Consider the following 18,375-nt stretch of genomic DNA (forward strand, 5'->3'; position numbering starts at 1 on the left):
TAAAAAATGAGCGCAATTCATGAGAGACAATGGGCATTAGTTCGTGAACGTGAAATTCGAGAGGAAGCACATAAACAAAGATTAAAAGAAATTAAGAATCAAACTGAATTTTTTTTAAAAAAATATGAAAGCATATTAAATGAATTAGCAGAGGATGGACTAGAACAATATATTCCAAAAGAATGTGATCATGTACGTAATGAAATTAATCGAATACGTAATAATATGGATGCTTTAGAAGGGCGGGAAGTCAGTCGTATTTTAGGCAATTTTGTTAGAACTCTACCACATCAAGCAAGAGAACAACATCGTATCGCTGAGGAATATCAACGATTAATACAAGAGGAAGCAAAATTAGAAGCTGAGCGGCAAGTAAAAAAAATACAAAAAGAACGTGAAATAATCTGGCAACAAGTTACATCCAATTGGCAAAACAAATTGGCTCGAAATTTGGCGTTTAAAAAACTTTATGAGCTAAAACAACAAGCCTTTTCTGAAAATTGGGATGGACAACAAATAACGGAAGCAGTTGATAAAATAAAACAAGAATCTGAACAACAAGCCATTGAAAATGAAAAAAATTTCATAAATGCAGTAAGAGGAGAAAATGAACAAAAACAAAAAGGTGAATTACTAAAAATAATTAAAACAACAAATTTACCAAAAGCGCAATCTACTCAATTGCAGCAGAAAATCGAGCAAGCATCTGGTGAAAATTTAACTAAAATTGCCCAAGAAATTGATTTGGTACATGATGAAATTATAGAGAATGAAGACATCAGAAAAGAAATGGTAAAAGCTGTTTACCAAGCATTAAAACAAGCAGGATTTAATGTCCTCAACCCCATAAAACAAAAAAATGAAAATGGTGAGGAAATTGTTTTAGTTCAAGCTGCACGCCCTACCGGAAATCAAGCAAAATTTAGAATTAATTTAAATGGTTCAGTACGATATGAGTTTGATAACTATAAAGGTCAGCATTGTAAGGAAGATATGCAAAAAGTTTTACCTAAGTTATCTGAAATTTATGGTGTAAATTTATCCAAAGAGCGAGTTATTTGGGAAAACCCAGATGATACAAAGATGGATGCAAAACCAATTAACCCAATACAGACTAACAAAAATATAAAAAACTAATAATTAGAGACAAAAGATGAATGAATATATTAGTAGTTGGCTAGAAAACTTTGAACGTCAAGTAATGATACGTCGTGCATTGATTATTAGTGGTAATATCATCGATTTTTCATTTAATCGTTATAACCGTTTGGTTCCTATTAATCAAGCAATAACAGATAGTTTAAAAGCACAAGGATTTTCACATGTGGTCTTTTATTCTCGTTTATCTGGCGTATCAGGAGTTTCCACTGATGAGTGGAATAATCTTACACAAGCCATAATACAAGCTGAAGAAGGGGAAGACTATGATATAGAAAATATAGACAGCCCTACTTTATCTAATAATGCCCCAATAAGTACAGAAGATTTTTTTGCTACTGTACAACAAGTGATGACTAATGATTCAAAGAAAGTTGCTTTTGTTGTTGATTGGTCTAATTATTTATTTGGGCAAGTAAATGCATTAAGTGACGCAGAAAGAGCTTGGTTACAACAAATCTCTACAAGTTTACGCGATGCAGAGCAACCTAATTCTCCAGAAGCAATGGATAACCCACAAAGTATATTAATATTTCTTTGCTCAGGAAATATATCTTTACCTCCATCTATTTATTTAAATAATCCATTATTTGCTGAAATTAGTATCCCTCTGCCAACTATGCAAGAACGTGAGGAAGCAATTTTAGCTAAACAATATCATTTTAATTTACAAGAAACGTTAGATCGTGGAAGTAAAGCGCTAGCGGATTTTGTAACCTTAACGGATACACTTACATTACGAGATATTGATAATCTTGTTCGTTTATCTCGTCAACAACGGTCTCCTTTGATTTTACAAAACCTGATTTCTCTTTATCGTTATGGTAAACGTCAATCTCCTTGGGAAAAGCTTAATTATAAACGCTTGAAAGAAGCAAAAAATATACTGGAGCACCGTGTAAAAGGACAAGAACACGCAATTGACGCAGTAAATAAAATATTAATTCGTGCATATACTGGTTTATCAGGTTTACAACACTCTACCAAAGCCCGTACACCCAAAGGCACATTATTTTTTGTTGGCCCAACCGGCGTTGGTAAAACAGAATTGGCAAAATCATTAGCACAATTTTTATTCGGAGACGAAGATGCTTGTATCCGTTTTGATATGTCAGAATTTAATCATGAACATGCAGATCAAAGATTAATTGGTGCTCCTCCTGGGTATGTTGGATTTGAAGAAGGAGGACAATTAACTAATGCGGTTAAAGCCCGCCCCTTTTCTTTATTATTATTTGATGAAATTGAAAAAGCACACCCGCGTATTCTCGATAAATTTTTACAAATTTTAGAAGATGGTCGGCTAACTGATGGTAAAGGAGAAACTATTTCTTTTGCCGATACTTTCATTGTATTTACTTCTAATATTGGTGCATCAGAAGTTCAACCAGGAGAGCCTCAAAGTGTTGCAGAACAATTTAAACAATTGGTACAAGAACACTTTAGAAATAAACTTAACCGCCCCGAACTACTAGGTAGAATTGGAGAAGCAAATATTATTCCATTTAATTTCATACAAGATACTAATGTACTTAAATCTATTGCCAGAGCCAAACTACAACCATTAAATGAGCGCTTAAAAGAAAAATGGAATATTGATAGCCTTGAATTTGAAGATGAAGACCGGGCATTAGAATCTTTGGTAAGTCAGGTGAACCAACAACATGGTGGACGAGGAGTATTAAATGTATTAACTAAGTCATTATTTGATCCACTAGCAGAGTTTCTATTTGAGGAAAGTGAAAATCCTCAACCATTATATGGAAAAACACTCTATGTAGTACAAGCAGGGAAAACTTTTGATTTTGAAATTAAATAAGGTAAACAAATGCACTGGTTAAACATTGCTAAAATATTAGCAGCAACCGAAGCAGAAGGGCCAGGATTACGATTTGTAATTTGGGTGCAAGGGTGTTTAAAACGCTGTATCGGTTGTTGTAATGGAGATTTGTTAAAAATAAAACCTGTACATATATGTCGTTCAAATGAAATTATAATGAAATTAATAGAATCTAAAAAACAATATCCTTTAGAAGGATTAACTTTCTTAGGTGGAGAGCCAATGCTACAAGCTGATGGTTTGGCAGATATAGCTGAAGCAGCTCAGAATCTAGGATTATCAGTTATTTGTTTTTCAGGCTATCAAAAATATGAGTTAATTGAAGAACAATTCATAGGTTCTCAAAGATTATTAGCTGCTACTGATTTGTTAATTACAGGAGAGTTCGACCAAACAAAAACTGAAACCATTAGAAATTGGGTAGGTTCTACTAATCAACAATTCCATTATTTGACAGATCGTTATAATGTTGAAATTGAGACAAGACCATTAACTGTAACCAATGAATGGCGAATTAATTTAGATAATAAAATTGTTGGAAATGGATTACCATTTGAAATAACTATGAAATAAATTCTATATACTTTCAACATCAATTTTAATTCCCAATAAAAATAAGGCTGTCTCAAAATTCAGATAGCCTTATTTTAAAATTTAAATATTTCTTATTTTTAATAAAACTCAAAACGGAATATCATCATCAATATCATCCACCGGCGCGGCAGGAGCTGCTGGTGCTTGGCGGCGGGGTGCAGCCGGTGGCGGGGTTTGCGGTGCGGGTGCGCTTTGATAGTTTTGCTGCGCAGGCGCCTGATAGCCGCCCTGCCCGCCGTCGTATTCGGCGGAACTGCCGCCGCTGCGTGAGCCGAGCATTTTCATTTCATTGCCGATAATTTCGTATGCGGTGCGCTCTACGCCGTCTTTGCCGGTATATTTACGGCTTTGGATACGGCCTTCGATATAAACGGAACTGCCTTTTTTCAGATACTGTCCGGCAACTTCTGCCAAGCGGCGGTATAAGGTGATATTGTGCCACTCGGTGCGCTCTTGGCGTTGGCCGCTGTTGCGGTCGGTCCAGACTTCGCTGGTGGCAATGCTGAAATTACATACCGGATCGCCGTTGGGCATATAGCGGACTTCCGGGTCGCGGCCAAGGTTGCCGATTAAAAGAACTTTATTTAATGATGACATGGTTTACTCCTGAGATAATTTGTTCGGCCGCTGCGGCATCAAAGCCTTTTTGCAATGCTTTAATAAAAACGGTTTGTTTGTCTATGCTGAACGACACGGATTCTACGCCGCTCAAAGCAGACAATTCGTTGCGCAAAGCCTCGGTATGGTTTCGTTGGCTTTCGGGAATGGTAAAAGCAATATTTTTAACCGGTTTCGGTGCCGGCATATAAAATGCAATGATTATCCATAATAGCATTAATACCGTGCAGAAAGTAAAGACACCGTTAAAGCCGTATTGTTGGAACAATAAGCCGCCGACGGCGCCGCCGGTAAACAAGCCGACCGATTGCAAGGTATTGTATACACCCATGGCGGTGCCTTTTAAATCGGGTGGTGAAATTTTCGACACCATTGAGGGCAAGCTGGCTTCCAATACGTTGAAACCGATAAAATAAACCACCAATAAAAGGGTAATCAGCCATACGGAATGCAGGCTGAAAAACAGGCCGATGGGGGCAACGGCAATACAGGCAATCCCGCCGATAAATATTTGTTTCAGTTTATTGCGTGTTTCACCAATAATAATCAGCGGCACCATTACCACAAGGCCGATAATAGTGGTGGGTAGATAGATTTTCCAATGCTGCTCTTTGAATAAACCCAACTCTACCAAGGCGAAAGGCAGGGTGGTAAACAAAGCCATTTGGGCGGCATGTAAAGCAAAAATACCAAAATCTAAACTCAATAATTGTTTGTTTTTTAAAACTTCGCTGATTCTGGAAGGTTGCGCTTCCGCATCTTCATGCAGTTTTGAGGTTTCGGGATTCGGTGTCATCCATGCCACTACCCCGATACTGATAAGGGTGAGAATACCGGTTAACACAAACAAACCCGGCACACCGATTAAGCCGGCCAATACCGGTGCCAATACCAAGCTCACGGAAAAGGTTAAGCCGATACTCAAGCCAATCATGGCCATGGCACGGGTACGCACTTCATCGCGCGTTAAGTCGGCCAATAATGCGGTAACTGCAGCACTGATCGCGCCTGCTCCCTGTATGGCACGGCCTACTACCAACATCTCAAGCGAATCGGCGGCAGCTGCGATAAAGCTACCGGCAGCAAAAACAATCAGCCCGACATAAATCACTTTTTTGCGCCCGAACCTATCGGAAGCCATGCCCAAGGGTAATTGCAAACAGGCTTGTGTTAAACCATACATACCCATAGCCAAACCAACTAAAGCTTTATTATTGTCGGCGCCGGGTAATGTGGCGGCATACAGCGCCAAAACAGGCAGTACCAGAAACATGCCCAGCATACGCAAGGCATAAACGCCCGCTAGCGAACTGCTGGCACGCCATTCGAGCGGAAACATTTGTGTACGGTTTTCTCTTGCCATAATTCGCCTGTCGTGTCTTTTCAGACGGCCTTTATAATATAAACAGCTTAAGGCCGTCTGAAACGGTTGGATTAAAAGAAAGCAGATTATAAAATATCTGTTTTAAAACAAATATTTGATTAAACTAGCCCCACCGCCAATGGTTGCGCCATGCACCGAGCACGGCATTCGGATATTTATTGCTGCCCAAGCTGCCGTTGAAACGTGCCAAAGCGCGTACTAAATTACCGTTTTCGACATTATTGTAATGTCTCAGAATAGTGCAACCGTAACGCAGGTTGGTGCGGATATCAAATAAATTATGGTCTGATTTTCCAATATAATTTTTCCAAAACGGCATCACCTGCATCAAACCGCGCGCACCGACTTTACTAATGGCATATTGGCGGAATGCGCTTTCCACTTCTATCAGCCCCAATATCACTTGAGCATTCAATCCGGCGCGGCTGGCTTCATATTGGATATTGATTAACAGCCGCTCTCGTTGCCCTGCATCCGGCACATAACGCGCCAACCGTGCCGACATATCGCGCAGCCAACGTTCGCCTTCAGCGGGGTTATCAAAAACCAAACGCGGTGGGTTAACACTATTCACAGCACCGCGCATAACAGAAGCCACATCATCGGATAAAGTTTCTTCTCGCTGGGCGCCTGCATAAAGTAACTTCGGGCTGAGCAATGCCGCACTTCCGGCCAATAATAAACGGCGGCGAAAAAAAGATGCCGGTAGATTTTTCGGTGTCTGACGTTCCATAATGTATAAAAATTGTTTTTATATTGAATTAGTTATTTTTTCAGACGGCCTATACCCATATAGATTATGGCCGTCTGAAAACGGTATCGGTTTTATTATTTTATATTATCACTTCTTTTAACGGTATTAATCTAAATGTTCACTACTTTGTGCTAATACGGTTCGGTTGCCGTTGGCTTCGGGTGCGGAAACAATGCCGTCTGCTTCCATTTGATCAATCAAACGGGCGGCACGGTTATAGCCGACACGCAGATAACGCTGTACGGAAGAAATGGTTGCTTTACGGTTTTTAATCACACAAGCAACCGCATCATCATACATCGGGTCTTGCTCTTCATCGCCGTTGCGTTGGCCGTTGGCATTGCTGAATAAATCATCACCGCTCACGCCCGCAGTCAAAATATCGTCAATATAATTCGGCTCGCCAAACTGTTTGAGGTATTCGACTACATAGTGCACTTCGTCGTCTGCCACAAAAGCACCGTGAACGCGTTTCGGATAGCCGGTACCCGGCGGCAGGAACAGCATATCACCCTGTCCAAGCAGGTTTTCCGCCCCCATCTGATCTAAAATCGTGCGGCTATCGACCTTGCTCGACACTTGGAAAGCAATACGGGTCGGAATATTGGCTTTAATCAATCCGGTAATCACATCCACACTCGGACGCTGGGTAGCCAAAATCAAATGAATACCGGCAGCACGGGCTTTTTGCGCCAATCTTGCGATAAGCTCTTCGATTTTCTTACCGGCCGTCATCATCAAATCGGCAAACTCATCCACCACCACCACAATAAAGGGCAGTTTTTCCAAAGGTTCGGGTTCTTCGGGGTTAAGGCTGAACGGGTTGGTTAATTTTTTACCTTGCGCGGCGGCTTCGGCTATTTTTTGATTGAATCCGGCTAGATTACGCACACCCAAATGGCTCATGAGACGGTAGCGTTTTTCCATTTCGTTCACACACCAAGTCAGCGCATTGGCGGCCAGTTTCATATCGGTAACCACGGGCGCAAGCAAGTGTGGAATGCCTTCGTAAATAGACAATTCCAACATCTTCGGATCAATCATAATCATGCGCACTTCTTCGGGCGTTGCTTTAAACAGCATCGATAAAATCATCGCATTCACGCCCACCGACTTACCCGATCCGGTGGTACCCGCCACCAATAAATGCGGTGCTTTTCCTAAATCGGTAACCACCGGTTCGCCGCTGATATCCTGCCCGAGTGCAAGCGTGAGTTTGGATTTCGATTCTTGAAACGCCGGCGAATTAAAAATTTCACTCAGGCGTATCATCTGCCGTTTCGGATTGGGCAACTCCAAGCCCATATAGGTTTTACCCGGAATGGTTTCGACCACGCGGATAGAAGCCACACCTAAAGAACGCGCCAAATCTTTTTCGAGATTGATTACGGCATTACCGCGCACGCCCACATCCGGCTCGATTTCATAACGGGTAATCACAGGGCCGGCATAAGCATCCATTACTTTGACCTTAACTTTAAACTCGGCCAGTTTTTCTTCAATGGTAATGCTGTTTTCAAGCAGTGCTTCTTCCGTTTGAGTGGCAGTAGGGTCGAACTGTGGCGGCTGAAGTAAAGCCACCGTTGGCAAGGTGTTTTCACCCGACGGCTTAGTAATATTATGATGCGTTGGCACTGTTGCTATTTCAGACGGCATCGGTGCTGCCTGCATAGCTGTTTGAACAACAGAATGATTAGGATGTTCGAATACGGCGGCGGTTACTTCATCGGTATGGTTTGAGGCCGTCTGAAAATGCTCGCCCTCCTGTTCAGAATCCGACTCTTGCAACAAGCGGTCGGTAATGCTCCAACGCGGTTGCGAACTGATGTGGGCATTGGCCTGCTGTTCTGTACGGCGGTTTAACACCCGTGAGGGTCTGATGGCGCCCGTTTGTACATCGTGAAAAGAAGGCGGCGGCGGTATATCGATAACTTGCCGTTCTACTTCCGGCACGGGCGGCGGTTCGCTGATAATAGGCGCAGCTTCGGGAACTGCCGAATAAGGCGTAAATCTTGAATAAATAGGCGCGGCTGCCGTTGCAGCGGCTGCGGCAACGGGTTTTACCGGCTGAAGTTGGGCGGAATGGCTTTGCCCCACTCTCGCCGCTTCGGGAATCACACTTTCGCGCATGGCCGTATTAATCCGGCGGATACGCTGGCGGTTTACAGGCGAATCGGTTTTGGCCAGATTGGCAAAAACTTCACCCTCCGGAATAATCTTCGGCTGCACGCTTTGAACCGGCTCTTGTGCCGATACTTGGCGGCGACGCGCCAAACGTTGGCGTAACAAATTGGAACGGATATCCTCTTCACCGATGATTTCGGGATTATCCAACGCCTGCTCGACCGATTCGACCATTTCGGTGCGGGGCGAACCATAGGTAAGCTGACGCACCTCCGACAATACCCGCTCACGGGTACGAATCACTGCAGGGTCGTCCAATTCAATGGTTTTCAATTGTCGCACCGGGGCGGGCGGTTCAACCTCCTGCAAGGCGGGTTTGAATTGCCAATTCAACTCGACCACTTCCATATCCGGCGAAGGATGGGAAAAAGCGCGTACTGCCTGAGGATTGGTTTCTTTCTCTTGCCATTCCGATAACTGGGTTTCGTGCAAGGTGCGCGTTGCCTCTTCTAAAGTAATCACCGGCAAAGAAGCATCAACGGGCTTGGCTGTGCGGTATTCTTCTTCATCAAACGCCACATAAGGCGCAGGGGCAATAGCCTTGCCAGTAACCGTACGCTTGGAAACAGGCTCTGCCGTATGCGCTTCTGCTTCTGATTCTGCCGTTAAAACGGCACCGAATAGCGGCACTTCGCCTTTTTCTTCGGCAAAAGAAGTATCCGCTTCCTGCTCCTGATGATTATCGCTGGCGACAGATTCCGCATCTGGTTGTGTGGTTTCCGGAACCGGCAACACGGGCCGGGGGCTGTTGTCCGTATCGGTGGCAACGTTTTCGGTAGTCTCTTCGTTTATCCCGACTTCGGAAAAGGTTTGATCCGCCGCCTCTTCAAGCGCTGCGGCTTCTTCTTTAGGTGCGGCTGCAAAAATAGGCAGCTCGTTAAAATCGTCTTCTTGCTGTTCTTTACGTTTGCCGCCCAATGTTGCTTCCAGTTTACGGCTGTGTTTGGGCGACAGGGCGCGGAATTTTTCCACGGTTTTATCATAAACCGCTTTGGCCTCTTCGGCCGCACGATAATGTTGGCGGGTGTTTTTCAGGTTCGGATCCACGCCGCGCAGCATTTTCGGCTGTGCGGCATCATGGGGCGGTTGCGCCTCCTCTTCGTCGGCTTCGTGACGGCTCAGGTAAGTCAGTTCGCGCAGCCATTCCTTCTCCTGACGGTGACGCATCCATAAGACACCGACAATCGCACATAGCAATACAATCAGTAAAAATATCCAAAACATGAATAAAAGCAGCCCGAGTTGATTTTTGCAAAGTGTCTATTTTAGCCTGTTTCGCCGTTTTAAAGAACAGTTTTCAGGGCAATCGGCAGCTTTTTCGGAATAACGGACGGTAAATTGCAGATAAACGAATTTATTTCTCTAGCCAACCGCTTCATTAATAGCAATAATCCAACAAACCGTCTTAACAATTTCAGACGGCCTGTATTCATTTAAACGACTTCTGATAATTTTGATAAAAATGGTTTCCGTACACGCTAAATTTTACTAAAATTCTCATTTCATATCTTACTTTATTCATTTATTAACCATGGGCTTCAAACTCACCCCTATCGACATCGTCGACGACATTAGCCGTGAAGACTTTCACCGCTATTATCTCAAGCCGCGCAAGCCCGTGGTGATTCGCAACATGGCTAAAAAATGGCCGGCTTATGAAAAATGGTCGTTAGACTATATGAAAGAAGCCGTCGGCGATATTGTCGTGCCCTTATACGACAGCAACAAAGCCGACCCTGCCGCCCCGATTAATGCGGCCAGTGCCGAAATGAGGTTTGGCGACTATATCGATTTAATCCAAAGAGAACCGACCGACCTACGCATCTTCCTTTTCGACCCGATCAAACACGCGCCATCGTTGTTGCAAGATTATATTTTCCCGCAAGATTTAATGGGCGGCTTTTTAGACAAATATCCGACCATGTTTTTCGGCGGTATCGGCTCTGAAACCTTTTTGCACTACGATATCGATATGGCGCATATTTTCCATACCCATTTCGGACAAAAACACATTATTTTGTTTGATTATAAATGGAAAGAACGCCTCTACCGTATTCCCTATGCCACCTACGCACTTGAAGATTACAGTGTCGAAAACCCCGACACACAACGCTTCCCCGCTTTAGACGGCGTCGAAGGCATCGAATGTTTTTTAGAATACGGCGATACCTTATTTATGCCGACCGGCTGGTGGCATTGGATGAAATACCTCGACGGCTCTTTTTCCCTTTCATTACGCGCATGGGACGAAAGCTGGGCGGTAAAAGCGCAAAGCGTCTGGAACCTTACCGTACAACGCCAATTCGATAATCTAATGAAAGCACGTTACCGGCAACGTTATATGGCATGGAAAGAACGCCTTGCCGTGAAACGGGCAGACAAAGCTTTGCTAAAAGGGTTACCGAGATAAATATACAAAAAAGGCCATCTGAAAGGCTTTTATGTTTGTCCAAGATTTTTTTGGGGGCAGGTCAAACTTCAGACGGCTTTTTATTTGTGTTTTAGTTAAAAAAACCGCTTAATCTTCATCATCTCTATCAGCAGGTTTCATAAACCGACAAAGCAATAATCCGGCTTCATAAAGTAAAATCAACGGTACCGCCAGCATAATTTGCGAAATGATATCCGGAGGCGTAATCACCGCAGCAATCACAAAAGCACCGACAATCACGTAAGGCCGCGCCACTTTTAATTGCGCCGGAGAAACGATGCCCATACGGTTGAGCAATACCACCACTACCGGCACCTCGAAAGTGGTCCCGAATGCGACAAACATCCCTAAAACAAACGACAGGTACTTATCAATATCGGTTGCCATATTCACGCCGACAGGTGTTACACCGGCTAGAAATTTAAAGATAATCGGGAATACCAAAAAATAAGCAAAAGCCATACCGGTAAAAAACAAAATCACGCTGGAAAGCACCAAAGGCGTAATCAGGCGTTTTTCATTTTGATACAGTGCCGGCGCCACAAATGCCCATACCTGATACAGCGTATGCGGCAGTGATAATAAGAAAGCCACCATCAAGGTTACTTTCACCGGCACAAAAAACGGCGCCACCACATCGGTGGCAATCATACTGGTATTGGCCGGTAAAGTGGCCATCAGCGGATTGGCGACAAAGCTATAAAGCTGTTGGGAAAACGGCATCAGCCCTAGAAAACAGATTAAAACACCGAGAATCAACCACATCAGACGGCGGCGTAATTCGATTAAGTGCTCCACTAAAGGCTGGGAATATTGTTGTTCGGATTCAGACACGGTTGCTCATTTCTTGCGCACGCGCAGCTGAGGTTGGGGACGTTGGCGCGGCCGCGCACTGCGCTTGCGCCTGATGGCTTGTTTGCGTATTGAAGCGGTATGGAAGCTGTTTCCATAAGAATAGTTGCCGCCCACACTGTTTGCTGTTTCAGACGGCATCTCATAGTCATCCCATTGCGTTTCTTCTGCAGCATCTTGCAAAGGCATACCGTTTTCATCCAAGCCGAAATCGGCCGGCGTACGTTGCTCGGGCACACGTTCCCATGCGGGAACACTTAAGCCGTCTGAAATCTCATGAAGGTCTTGGCGCGCCGTTGAGCCGATACTGGTAATTTCGCCCCGTATCTGCTCGGCGGTCGATTCAAATTCGCTTTTGGCTTTACGCCATTCTTCCATATCGGCATGTGCGCTTAGCTCTTCTTTAACGCTGCTGATCATACGTTGTACACGCCCAAGCAGATTACCGGCCGCCCGCGCGGCTTTAGGCAGCCGTTCCGGGCCGAGCACTACTAAGGCAATCACACCGATAAGCAGTAGTTCGCTAAAACCAAAATCAAACATTGTTTTAAGCCGATTTATCGTTGTCTTTTTGATGCTCTACGATATCTTCTTTCTTGCCTTCTTCGCCTTCATTCAAACCTTTTTTGAAATCATGCACGGCACCGCCTAAGTCTTTACCGACATTACGCAATTTTTTGGTACCGAATACCAATACGACAATCACTAAAACGATCACCCAGTGCCAAATAGAAAAGCTACCCATAACGTAAAATCCTTTTGATTTGATTATTTAAAATATTTAAAAAATTAAAAGCCGCCTTAAACCGGCCGACCCATAATATGAATATGTAGGTGAAACACTTCCTGCCCGCCGCCTTTGCCGGTATTGATATGGGTTTTGAATCCGTATCCCAAACCGTTGGCTTCGGCGATTTCAGGTACTTTAACCATCATTTTGCCCAACAGGGCTTCATGCTCCGGCCCGACTTCTGCCAAAGAAACCAAATGCTGCTTCGGAATCAAGAGCAAATGAACAGGTGCGGCCGGGTTAATATCTTTGAAGCACAACATATCGTTGTCTTCATAAACAATATCGGCGGGAATTTGCTTATCTGCAATTTTACAGAAAATACAATCGGTCATCAGAAGCTCCAAAATAGCGGTTTGTGTATCGGCAGATGGCTTAATATACTTATATTTCAACAGAGGCCGTCTGAAAATAAGTTTTCAGACGGCTTCCGACATCTGTTATCCGACCGATTTTAATACAATTTCAACTTTCCTGCCGAGAAGCTTTTTCCACCAGCCCCGACAAACCTTGTCTGCGTGCCAATTCGCTAATCACATCTTCGACCCGCAGTCCGTGGTGTGCCAGCAACACTTGGGTGTGAAACCATAAATCGGCTACCTCATAAACCAAATGCTCGCCACCGCCATCTTTTGATGCCATCAATACTTCGCCGGCTTCTTCAATCACTTTTTTCAGAATTTTGTCTTCGCCTTTATGCAAAAGCCCTGCAACATAAGACGTTTCAGGGCTGCTGTTTTTGCGCCCGTCGATAACATTCTGAATTTCGGTTAAAACCTGTTCGTTCATATTTTTACCTCAATGGCTAATCATGCAAACGCTTGTTTCACCATACGGCAAATACAGACCATCATTTTTTCAGACGGCCTTGTTATTGTAACCATGTTTAGCCGTGTGTATGCGTATGTCCGTAAATTTCTTTTTCGTCTTTCAATACTGCATCGACAATCTGCCATTCGCCGCCACGCCAAACGCGGTAGAAACAGCTTTCCCGACCGGTATGGCAGGCAATGCCGCCGGCTTGTTCAATCAACATAATAACCGCGTCACCGTCGCAATCCAAACGCAGCTCGAAAACTTTTTGGGTATGCCCCGATTCTTCACCCTTCATCCACTGTTTGCGGCGTGAACGACTGTAATAATGGGCATAGCCGGTTTCAGCAGTTTTTTGCAGGGCTTCGGCATTCATCCATGCCACCATCAGCACCCGTAAAGTTGCCGCATCTTGGGCAATGGCACAAACCAAGCCCTTTTCATCAAATTTAACCGCATCCAATAACGCTTCGGACATCTCAAATACTCCTCCAAACCGATTGATCATGTGCTAGGCTGATTAAACAGGGGTTTATTATTTTTTATCACGGTAACAACACCCTTATCCCTGACGGTGCGGCATCATAACAAAAAAGCGGCACCGAAGCACTTTTCATACGTTCGCCGTTTTATTTATTTCAAGAATGCCGCAATCACTGCTACCACAGTCATCACCATTAAAATCAATCTTAATTTTTCCGGCGGCAGTTTCAAGGCAATTTTCACACCAATCAGCGAACCAATGGTATTGCCTGCCGCCAGAATCAGACCGACATCCCACCAAATCTTTCCCTGTGTGATAAATACCACCAAAGAGACGACGGTAAATGCCAAAGTACACACCAATTTCAAAGAATTGGCACGCAACAGGCTGTAATTCAAAACACCTGCCAATACAGGCAGCAATAAAAAGGCCACACTCGCCTGTACAAAACCGCCATATATCCCCACACCAAACAAAAGCAGCGATGCGGCACGCGTTTCAGAAACTTTCCGCTCGCTCGTGTTTTCAGACGGCATTAAAAGCTGAGGTTTCACAAAAGTGAGTATGGCCACACCGAGAATGCACAATAATAATGCCGGCTTTAAAATGGTATTGGGCAAGACCGATGCCAGCCAAGATCCGACAAAACCACCTGCCGCTACCGGCAACAAAATGCCGCGTAAATCATAAGTAGGCAAAACGCCTGCTTTATAAAAACCACGAATACCGGTTAACGATTGGAAAAAAATCCCAACGCGGTTGCTTGCATTAGCCACATCGGGCGGCACGCCGAACAACATCAACAGCGGCAAAATAAAATTAGAGCCGCCGCCGGCCAATATATTGATAATACTGGCACAAATGCCCAAAGCCGCAATAGCCAGATAATGCCAATAAGTCAAATCCATATGCGTTGCCTCTGCTGTTTTCAGACGGCCGGATTATTTTTGTGCCGTCGTCACCAAACACGAACCATAAACCTGCGTACCCGTCGATGTATTCGATTGTGCCTGATTAAGCGGTGCCCCGGTATAGCATGAAAAAGCATCCATTGCATTTTTCGGCGAACCTTCAATCACCCTATCACTATAAATCATATAGGAAAACACTTTTCGGGTCGGGTCGTAGTAGCGCATCACCTGTAAGGTTTTAAAAATCAAACTCGAGCCTTTTTTGAAGACTTGCTGCGGCTTGAGCACTTCCGCTTCGTTATAGCTGACTTGTGCTGCCGTCTGAACACACGATACCGAAGCATCGGAAGCATCTTCTTCTAAATTCACCGTCTCTTTCAAACCGCCTTTTTTCGCATAAGAAATATAACAAGTTACGCCTCGAACTTGCGGATCATCAAAAGCATGGATTTCAATACGGTCATTTTTACCGAGCAGATTAAAAACGGTATCGGCCTCACCGATTTTATCGGTCGAACCACCGCCACAAGCAGCCAACACAGACGACATCAACAATATAAACAACGGTTTTTTCATTTATTGCTTTCTTTATTCCGCCTTTTCAGACGGCCTGATTCAGACAAGTTTATAAGCGCACTTCGATTCCCGCTGCGCGCATAGCCTCTTTAGCCTCATGAATACCCACTTCGCCGAAGTGGAAAATACTGGCCGCCAAGACCGCATCGGCCTTGCCCTCTTTCACGCCCTCTATCAAGTGTGCAATATTGCCGACGCCGCCCGAAGCGATCACCGGAATATCCACCGCTTCGCAAACCGCGCGGGTGAGCGGCAGATTAAAGCCCGCCTTGGTGCCGTCTCTATCCATACTGGTGAGCAGAATCTCACCGGCACCGCGCTTCTGCATATTTACCGCCCATTCCACCGCATCAATGCCGGTAGGCGTACGGCCGCCGTGTGTAAACACTTCCCAACGGGTATTTTCCGCATTCACCGCTTTCGCATCAATCGCCACAACAATCGCTTGCGAACCGAAAAAACCGCTGGCTTCATTCACTAAATCAGGACGGGTAACCGCCGCCGTATTAATACTGGCCTTATCGGCGCCCGCATTCAGCAAACGGCGCACATCGGCCACCGAACGCACCCCGCCGCCGACCGTGAGCGGAATAAACACTTGCGAAGCCACTTCTTCAATCACATGCAAAATGGTATCGCGATTATCGGAAGACGCGGTAATATCGAGAAAAGTTAATTCGTCGGCGCCTTCATCGTTATAACGTTTGGCCACGTCGACAGGATTGCCCGCATCACGCAGGCCGACAAAATTCACGCCTTTCACCACGCGGCCGTTATCCACATCCAAACAAGGGATAATACGCTTAGCCAATGCCATATTCTTGTTTCCTTTTTTTATTTTTCAAACAACTATTTCACCCATTAGGCGATACCAACCCTATGATCGAGAGTGTGGGGAAAAATCAAGGCTGCCGAAGCAGCCCGTGTTTAAGCCATCCAATCCGCCACCCATTCAGGCAGATGCATATAGAAATAATAATAACCCAGCGCACCGATTGATGCCATCACCAACGAACCCATAAAATTTTGCGCATAACGGTTTACAACACCCAGCAATAAAGACACATAAGCCCACAGCAGGCAGTTCACCGCAACCCATTGCCCGTCGATAAAGGGTATTTCAAATGCCATACCCATGCCGATTAAAACAGCCAGAATGGTAAAAGCCAATCCTTCGCTAACGGCATGAATATCACGATCAGATGACCACACCGCCCAAAAACCCAATACAAATGCTTGAAACATGGATTACCCCTTAAAATAAATACTTAAAAAATAACAAAAGATTTTATTATATGCCGTTTCATTATTTTTATTAATAGGCCGTCTGAAAACCGGCATACCTGATTTCAGACGGCCTGATATTAAATATTTTGAGCAGTTAACGAATCAGCCAATTGTTGGGCTTCGGCAAAATCAATACTGCCCTCATAAATCGCCCTGCCCGTAATCGCGCCGGCCACACCGCTTTTTTCTACGGCGCACAAAGCGCGGATATCGTCCAGATTGGTTAAACCGCCCGAAGCGATAACGGGAATACGCACGGCTTCGGCCAGTTTTACCGTAGCCTCGATATTCACACCGCTCATCATACCGTCGCGGCCGATATCGGTATAAATAATGCTGTTCACGCCGTCGTCTTCAAAACGCTTGGCCAACTCGGCAACATGATAATCGGTTACCGTTGCCCAGCCATCAATGGCCACCATGCCGTCTTTCGCATCCAAGCCCACAATAATCCGACCCGCAAATGCTTTGCACGCTTCGCGCACAAATTCGGGATTTTTCACGGCAGCCGTGCCGATAATCACATCGTTCAGCCCCAAATCTAAATATTTTTCAATGATTGCCAAATCGCGGATACCGCCGCCCAATTGCACCGGAATATCTTTCGCCACTTCTTGCAAAATATTGCTGACCGCTTCAAGGTTTTTCGGCTTGCCGGCAAAAGCGCCGTCCAAGTCGACCAAATGAAGGCGGCGCGCGCCCTGTTTCAGCCAGTGCAGCGCGGTTTCTGCCGGATTGTCGGAAAATACCGTTGCCTGATCCATCAAGCCTTGTTTCAGGCGCACACAACGCCCTTCTTTTAAATCTATCGCGGGAATCAATAACATAATCTGTCCGTTATCTGCATCATTATTCAGACGGCCTCTTATTTCATCGCAAACAAGGCCGTCTGAAACGGTTGGAAAAACCTGCTTATTTTACTACACAACTCAACCATTCCAGCGTAAAAAATTACGCATCAGCAATAAACCGGCGTCATGGCTTTTTTCAGTATGAAACTGCGTGGCAAAAACATTGTCTTTGCCGACAATACAGGCAAACTGTTCCGGATATTCGCTGGTGCCCAACACAATATCCGACTGCTCGGGCGCAAAGTAATAACTATGCACAAAATAAAAGCGCGTATCTTGGGCAATATCGGCAAACAGCGGATGCACCTGCGTTTGGTGAACCGTGTTCCAGCCCATATGCGGCACTTTCAACCGGTCGCCGTTCGCATCATGCAAATCGTTGCGAAAACGCTTCACATCGCCGCCAAACCAACCCAAGCCCGCCGTGTCGCCCTCTTCGCTATGGTCGAACAACAATTGCGCGCCCACGCAAATGCCGAAAAAAGGTTTATTCTTCAGGCCGTCTGAAACTGCTTCGCCTAAGCCGCTTTTTTGCAAAGCCGCCATACAATCCGGCATCGCGCCCTGCCCCGGAAAAATAACTTTATCGGCGGCAAACACTTCTTCAGGGCGGTCGGTCAATATAATTTCCGACGGAATATCCGCCAACTTTTGCGCCGCCTGCGCCGATTTTAAAACCGAATGCAGATTGCCCATACCGTAATCTACAATAGCCACTTTCATCTTCTCTTTATCCTTTCAGACGGCCTTTTTCCTAACCGCCGAATAATAGCAGAAAAACAAACCTGCCCGATAACCCGTTTTGAGTTATACACCTTTTCCCCTCATGAAACAGGCCGTCTGAAAAA

Annotated in this window: 20 protein-coding genes; 4 read left to right on the forward strand and 16 right to left on the reverse strand. The window is 44.9% G+C overall.

From position 1 onward, the window contains the following. The first annotated feature begins 6 nt into the window (after window positions 1-6). The 3 genes from D0T92_RS07325 to D0T92_RS07335 are packed head-to-tail and all read left to right on the forward strand — an operon-like array spanning window position 7 to window position 3,571. The gene (locus tag D0T92_RS07325; RefSeq protein WP_151051585.1) at window positions 7-1,137 is read left to right on the forward strand and encodes a hypothetical protein; all 1,131 of its coding nucleotides are present in this window, start codon (window positions 7-9) and stop codon (window positions 1,135-1,137) included. Between the two features lie 16 nt (window positions 1,138-1,153). Continuing rightward, entirely contained in the window at window positions 1,154-2,977 is a 1,824-nt protein-coding gene (locus D0T92_RS07330) for an AAA family ATPase (RefSeq protein ID WP_151051587.1), read from the forward strand. Window positions 2,978-2,986: 9 nt separating this feature from the next. Then, window positions 2,987-3,571 (forward strand): 4Fe-4S single cluster domain-containing protein, encoded by a 585-nt coding sequence (locus D0T92_RS07335; protein ID WP_151051589.1) that lies wholly within the window; start codon window positions 2,987-2,989, stop codon window positions 3,569-3,571. A 108-nt stretch (window positions 3,572-3,679) separates the two neighbouring features. Here the strand turns inward: D0T92_RS07335 and D0T92_RS07340 are convergent, their stop codons facing one another. The 4 genes from D0T92_RS07340 to D0T92_RS07355 all read right to left on the reverse strand — a co-directional run bounded on the left by D0T92_RS07340 (window position 3,680) and on the right by D0T92_RS07355 (window position 9,756). Further along, a complete protein-coding gene (locus D0T92_RS07340; RefSeq protein WP_151051591.1) occupies window positions 3,680-4,189 on the reverse strand; it encodes a single-stranded DNA-binding protein in 510 nt (169 codons plus the stop codon). Further along, window positions 4,173-5,573 (reverse strand): MFS transporter, encoded by a 1,401-nt coding sequence (locus tag D0T92_RS07345; protein ID WP_151051593.1) that lies wholly within the window; start codon window positions 5,571-5,573, stop codon window positions 4,173-4,175. The genes D0T92_RS07340 and D0T92_RS07345 overlap by 17 nt, the downstream gene beginning before the upstream one ends. A gap of 124 nt (window positions 5,574-5,697) precedes the next feature. Beyond that, window positions 5,698-6,327, reverse strand: coding sequence for a lytic transglycosylase domain-containing protein (locus D0T92_RS07350; RefSeq protein WP_151051595.1), 630 nt, complete (start codon window positions 6,325-6,327; stop codon window positions 5,698-5,700). Window positions 6,328-6,453: 126 nt separating this feature from the next. After that, on the reverse strand, window positions 6,454-9,756 hold the full coding sequence (locus D0T92_RS07355; protein ID WP_151051597.1) for a DNA translocase FtsK: 3,303 nt from the start codon (window positions 9,754-9,756) through the stop codon (window positions 6,454-6,456). A gap of 307 nt (window positions 9,757-10,063) precedes the next feature. Between D0T92_RS07355 and D0T92_RS07360 the strand changes: the two genes are divergently transcribed. Beyond that, the gene (locus tag D0T92_RS07360) at window positions 10,064-10,942 is read left to right on the forward strand and encodes a cupin-like domain-containing protein (RefSeq protein ID WP_151051599.1); all 879 of its coding nucleotides are present in this window, start codon (window positions 10,064-10,066) and stop codon (window positions 10,940-10,942) included. A gap of 108 nt (window positions 10,943-11,050) precedes the next feature. Here the strand turns inward: D0T92_RS07360 and tatC are convergent, their stop codons facing one another. From tatC to hisH, 12 genes are all read right to left on the reverse strand, one after another. Beyond that, window positions 11,051-11,797 (reverse strand): twin-arginine translocase subunit TatC, encoded by a 747-nt coding sequence (gene tatC / locus D0T92_RS07365; protein ID WP_151051601.1) that lies wholly within the window; start codon window positions 11,795-11,797, stop codon window positions 11,051-11,053. A gap of 6 nt (window positions 11,798-11,803) precedes the next feature. Continuing rightward, the gene (gene tatB / locus D0T92_RS07370; protein WP_151051604.1) at window positions 11,804-12,358 is read right to left on the reverse strand and encodes a Sec-independent protein translocase protein TatB; all 555 of its coding nucleotides are present in this window, start codon (window positions 12,356-12,358) and stop codon (window positions 11,804-11,806) included. A gap of 4 nt (window positions 12,359-12,362) precedes the next feature. Continuing rightward, window positions 12,363-12,560 (reverse strand): Sec-independent protein translocase subunit TatA, encoded by a 198-nt coding sequence (gene tatA / locus D0T92_RS07375; RefSeq protein ID WP_151051606.1) that lies wholly within the window; start codon window positions 12,558-12,560, stop codon window positions 12,363-12,365. Window positions 12,561-12,616: 56 nt separating this feature from the next. After that, complete coding sequence (locus tag D0T92_RS07380) at window positions 12,617-12,940, reverse strand: histidine triad nucleotide-binding protein (protein ID WP_151053020.1); 324 nt, start codon at window positions 12,938-12,940, stop codon at window positions 12,617-12,619. 130 nt (window positions 12,941-13,070) lie between these two features. Beyond that, window positions 13,071-13,394 (reverse strand): phosphoribosyl-ATP diphosphatase, encoded by a 324-nt coding sequence (locus D0T92_RS07385; protein WP_151051608.1) that lies wholly within the window; start codon window positions 13,392-13,394, stop codon window positions 13,071-13,073. Between the two features lie 97 nt (window positions 13,395-13,491). After that, entirely contained in the window at window positions 13,492-13,896 is a 405-nt protein-coding gene (gene hisI / locus D0T92_RS07390; protein WP_151051610.1) for a phosphoribosyl-AMP cyclohydrolase, read from the reverse strand. 155 nt (window positions 13,897-14,051) lie between these two features. Beyond that, window positions 14,052-14,810: a sulfite exporter TauE/SafE family protein gene (locus D0T92_RS07395; RefSeq protein WP_151051612.1), complete on the reverse strand. Its 759-nt coding sequence runs from the start codon at window positions 14,808-14,810 to the stop codon at window positions 14,052-14,054. 33 nt (window positions 14,811-14,843) lie between these two features. Then, window positions 14,844-15,389, reverse strand: coding sequence for a CreA family protein (locus tag D0T92_RS07400; RefSeq protein ID WP_151051614.1), 546 nt, complete (start codon window positions 15,387-15,389; stop codon window positions 14,844-14,846). A gap of 49 nt (window positions 15,390-15,438) precedes the next feature. Then, window positions 15,439-16,206, reverse strand: coding sequence for an imidazole glycerol phosphate synthase subunit HisF (gene hisF / locus D0T92_RS07405; protein WP_151051616.1), 768 nt, complete (start codon window positions 16,204-16,206; stop codon window positions 15,439-15,441). A 110-nt stretch (window positions 16,207-16,316) separates the two neighbouring features. Beyond that, window positions 16,317-16,634 (reverse strand): multidrug transporter MatE, encoded by a 318-nt coding sequence (locus tag D0T92_RS07410; RefSeq protein WP_151051618.1) that lies wholly within the window; start codon window positions 16,632-16,634, stop codon window positions 16,317-16,319. A gap of 119 nt (window positions 16,635-16,753) precedes the next feature. Beyond that, a complete protein-coding gene (hisA, locus tag D0T92_RS07415; RefSeq protein WP_151051620.1) occupies window positions 16,754-17,503 on the reverse strand; it encodes a 1-(5-phosphoribosyl)-5-[(5-phosphoribosylamino)methylideneamino]imidazole-4-carboxamide isomerase in 750 nt (249 codons plus the stop codon). Between the two features lie 102 nt (window positions 17,504-17,605). Beyond that, window positions 17,606-18,250 carry an imidazole glycerol phosphate synthase subunit HisH gene (gene hisH, locus D0T92_RS07420; protein WP_151051622.1) on the reverse strand — a complete coding sequence of 215 codons (645 nt, stop codon included), beginning with the start codon at window positions 18,248-18,250 and terminating at the stop codon, window positions 17,606-17,608. Window positions 18,251-18,375 lie beyond the last annotated feature (125 nt).

It is taken from the genome of Neisseria zalophi (assembly GCF_008807015.1).
In the GTDB taxonomy this organism is placed as follows: domain Bacteria; phylum Pseudomonadota; class Gammaproteobacteria; order Burkholderiales; family Neisseriaceae; genus Neisseria; species Neisseria zalophi.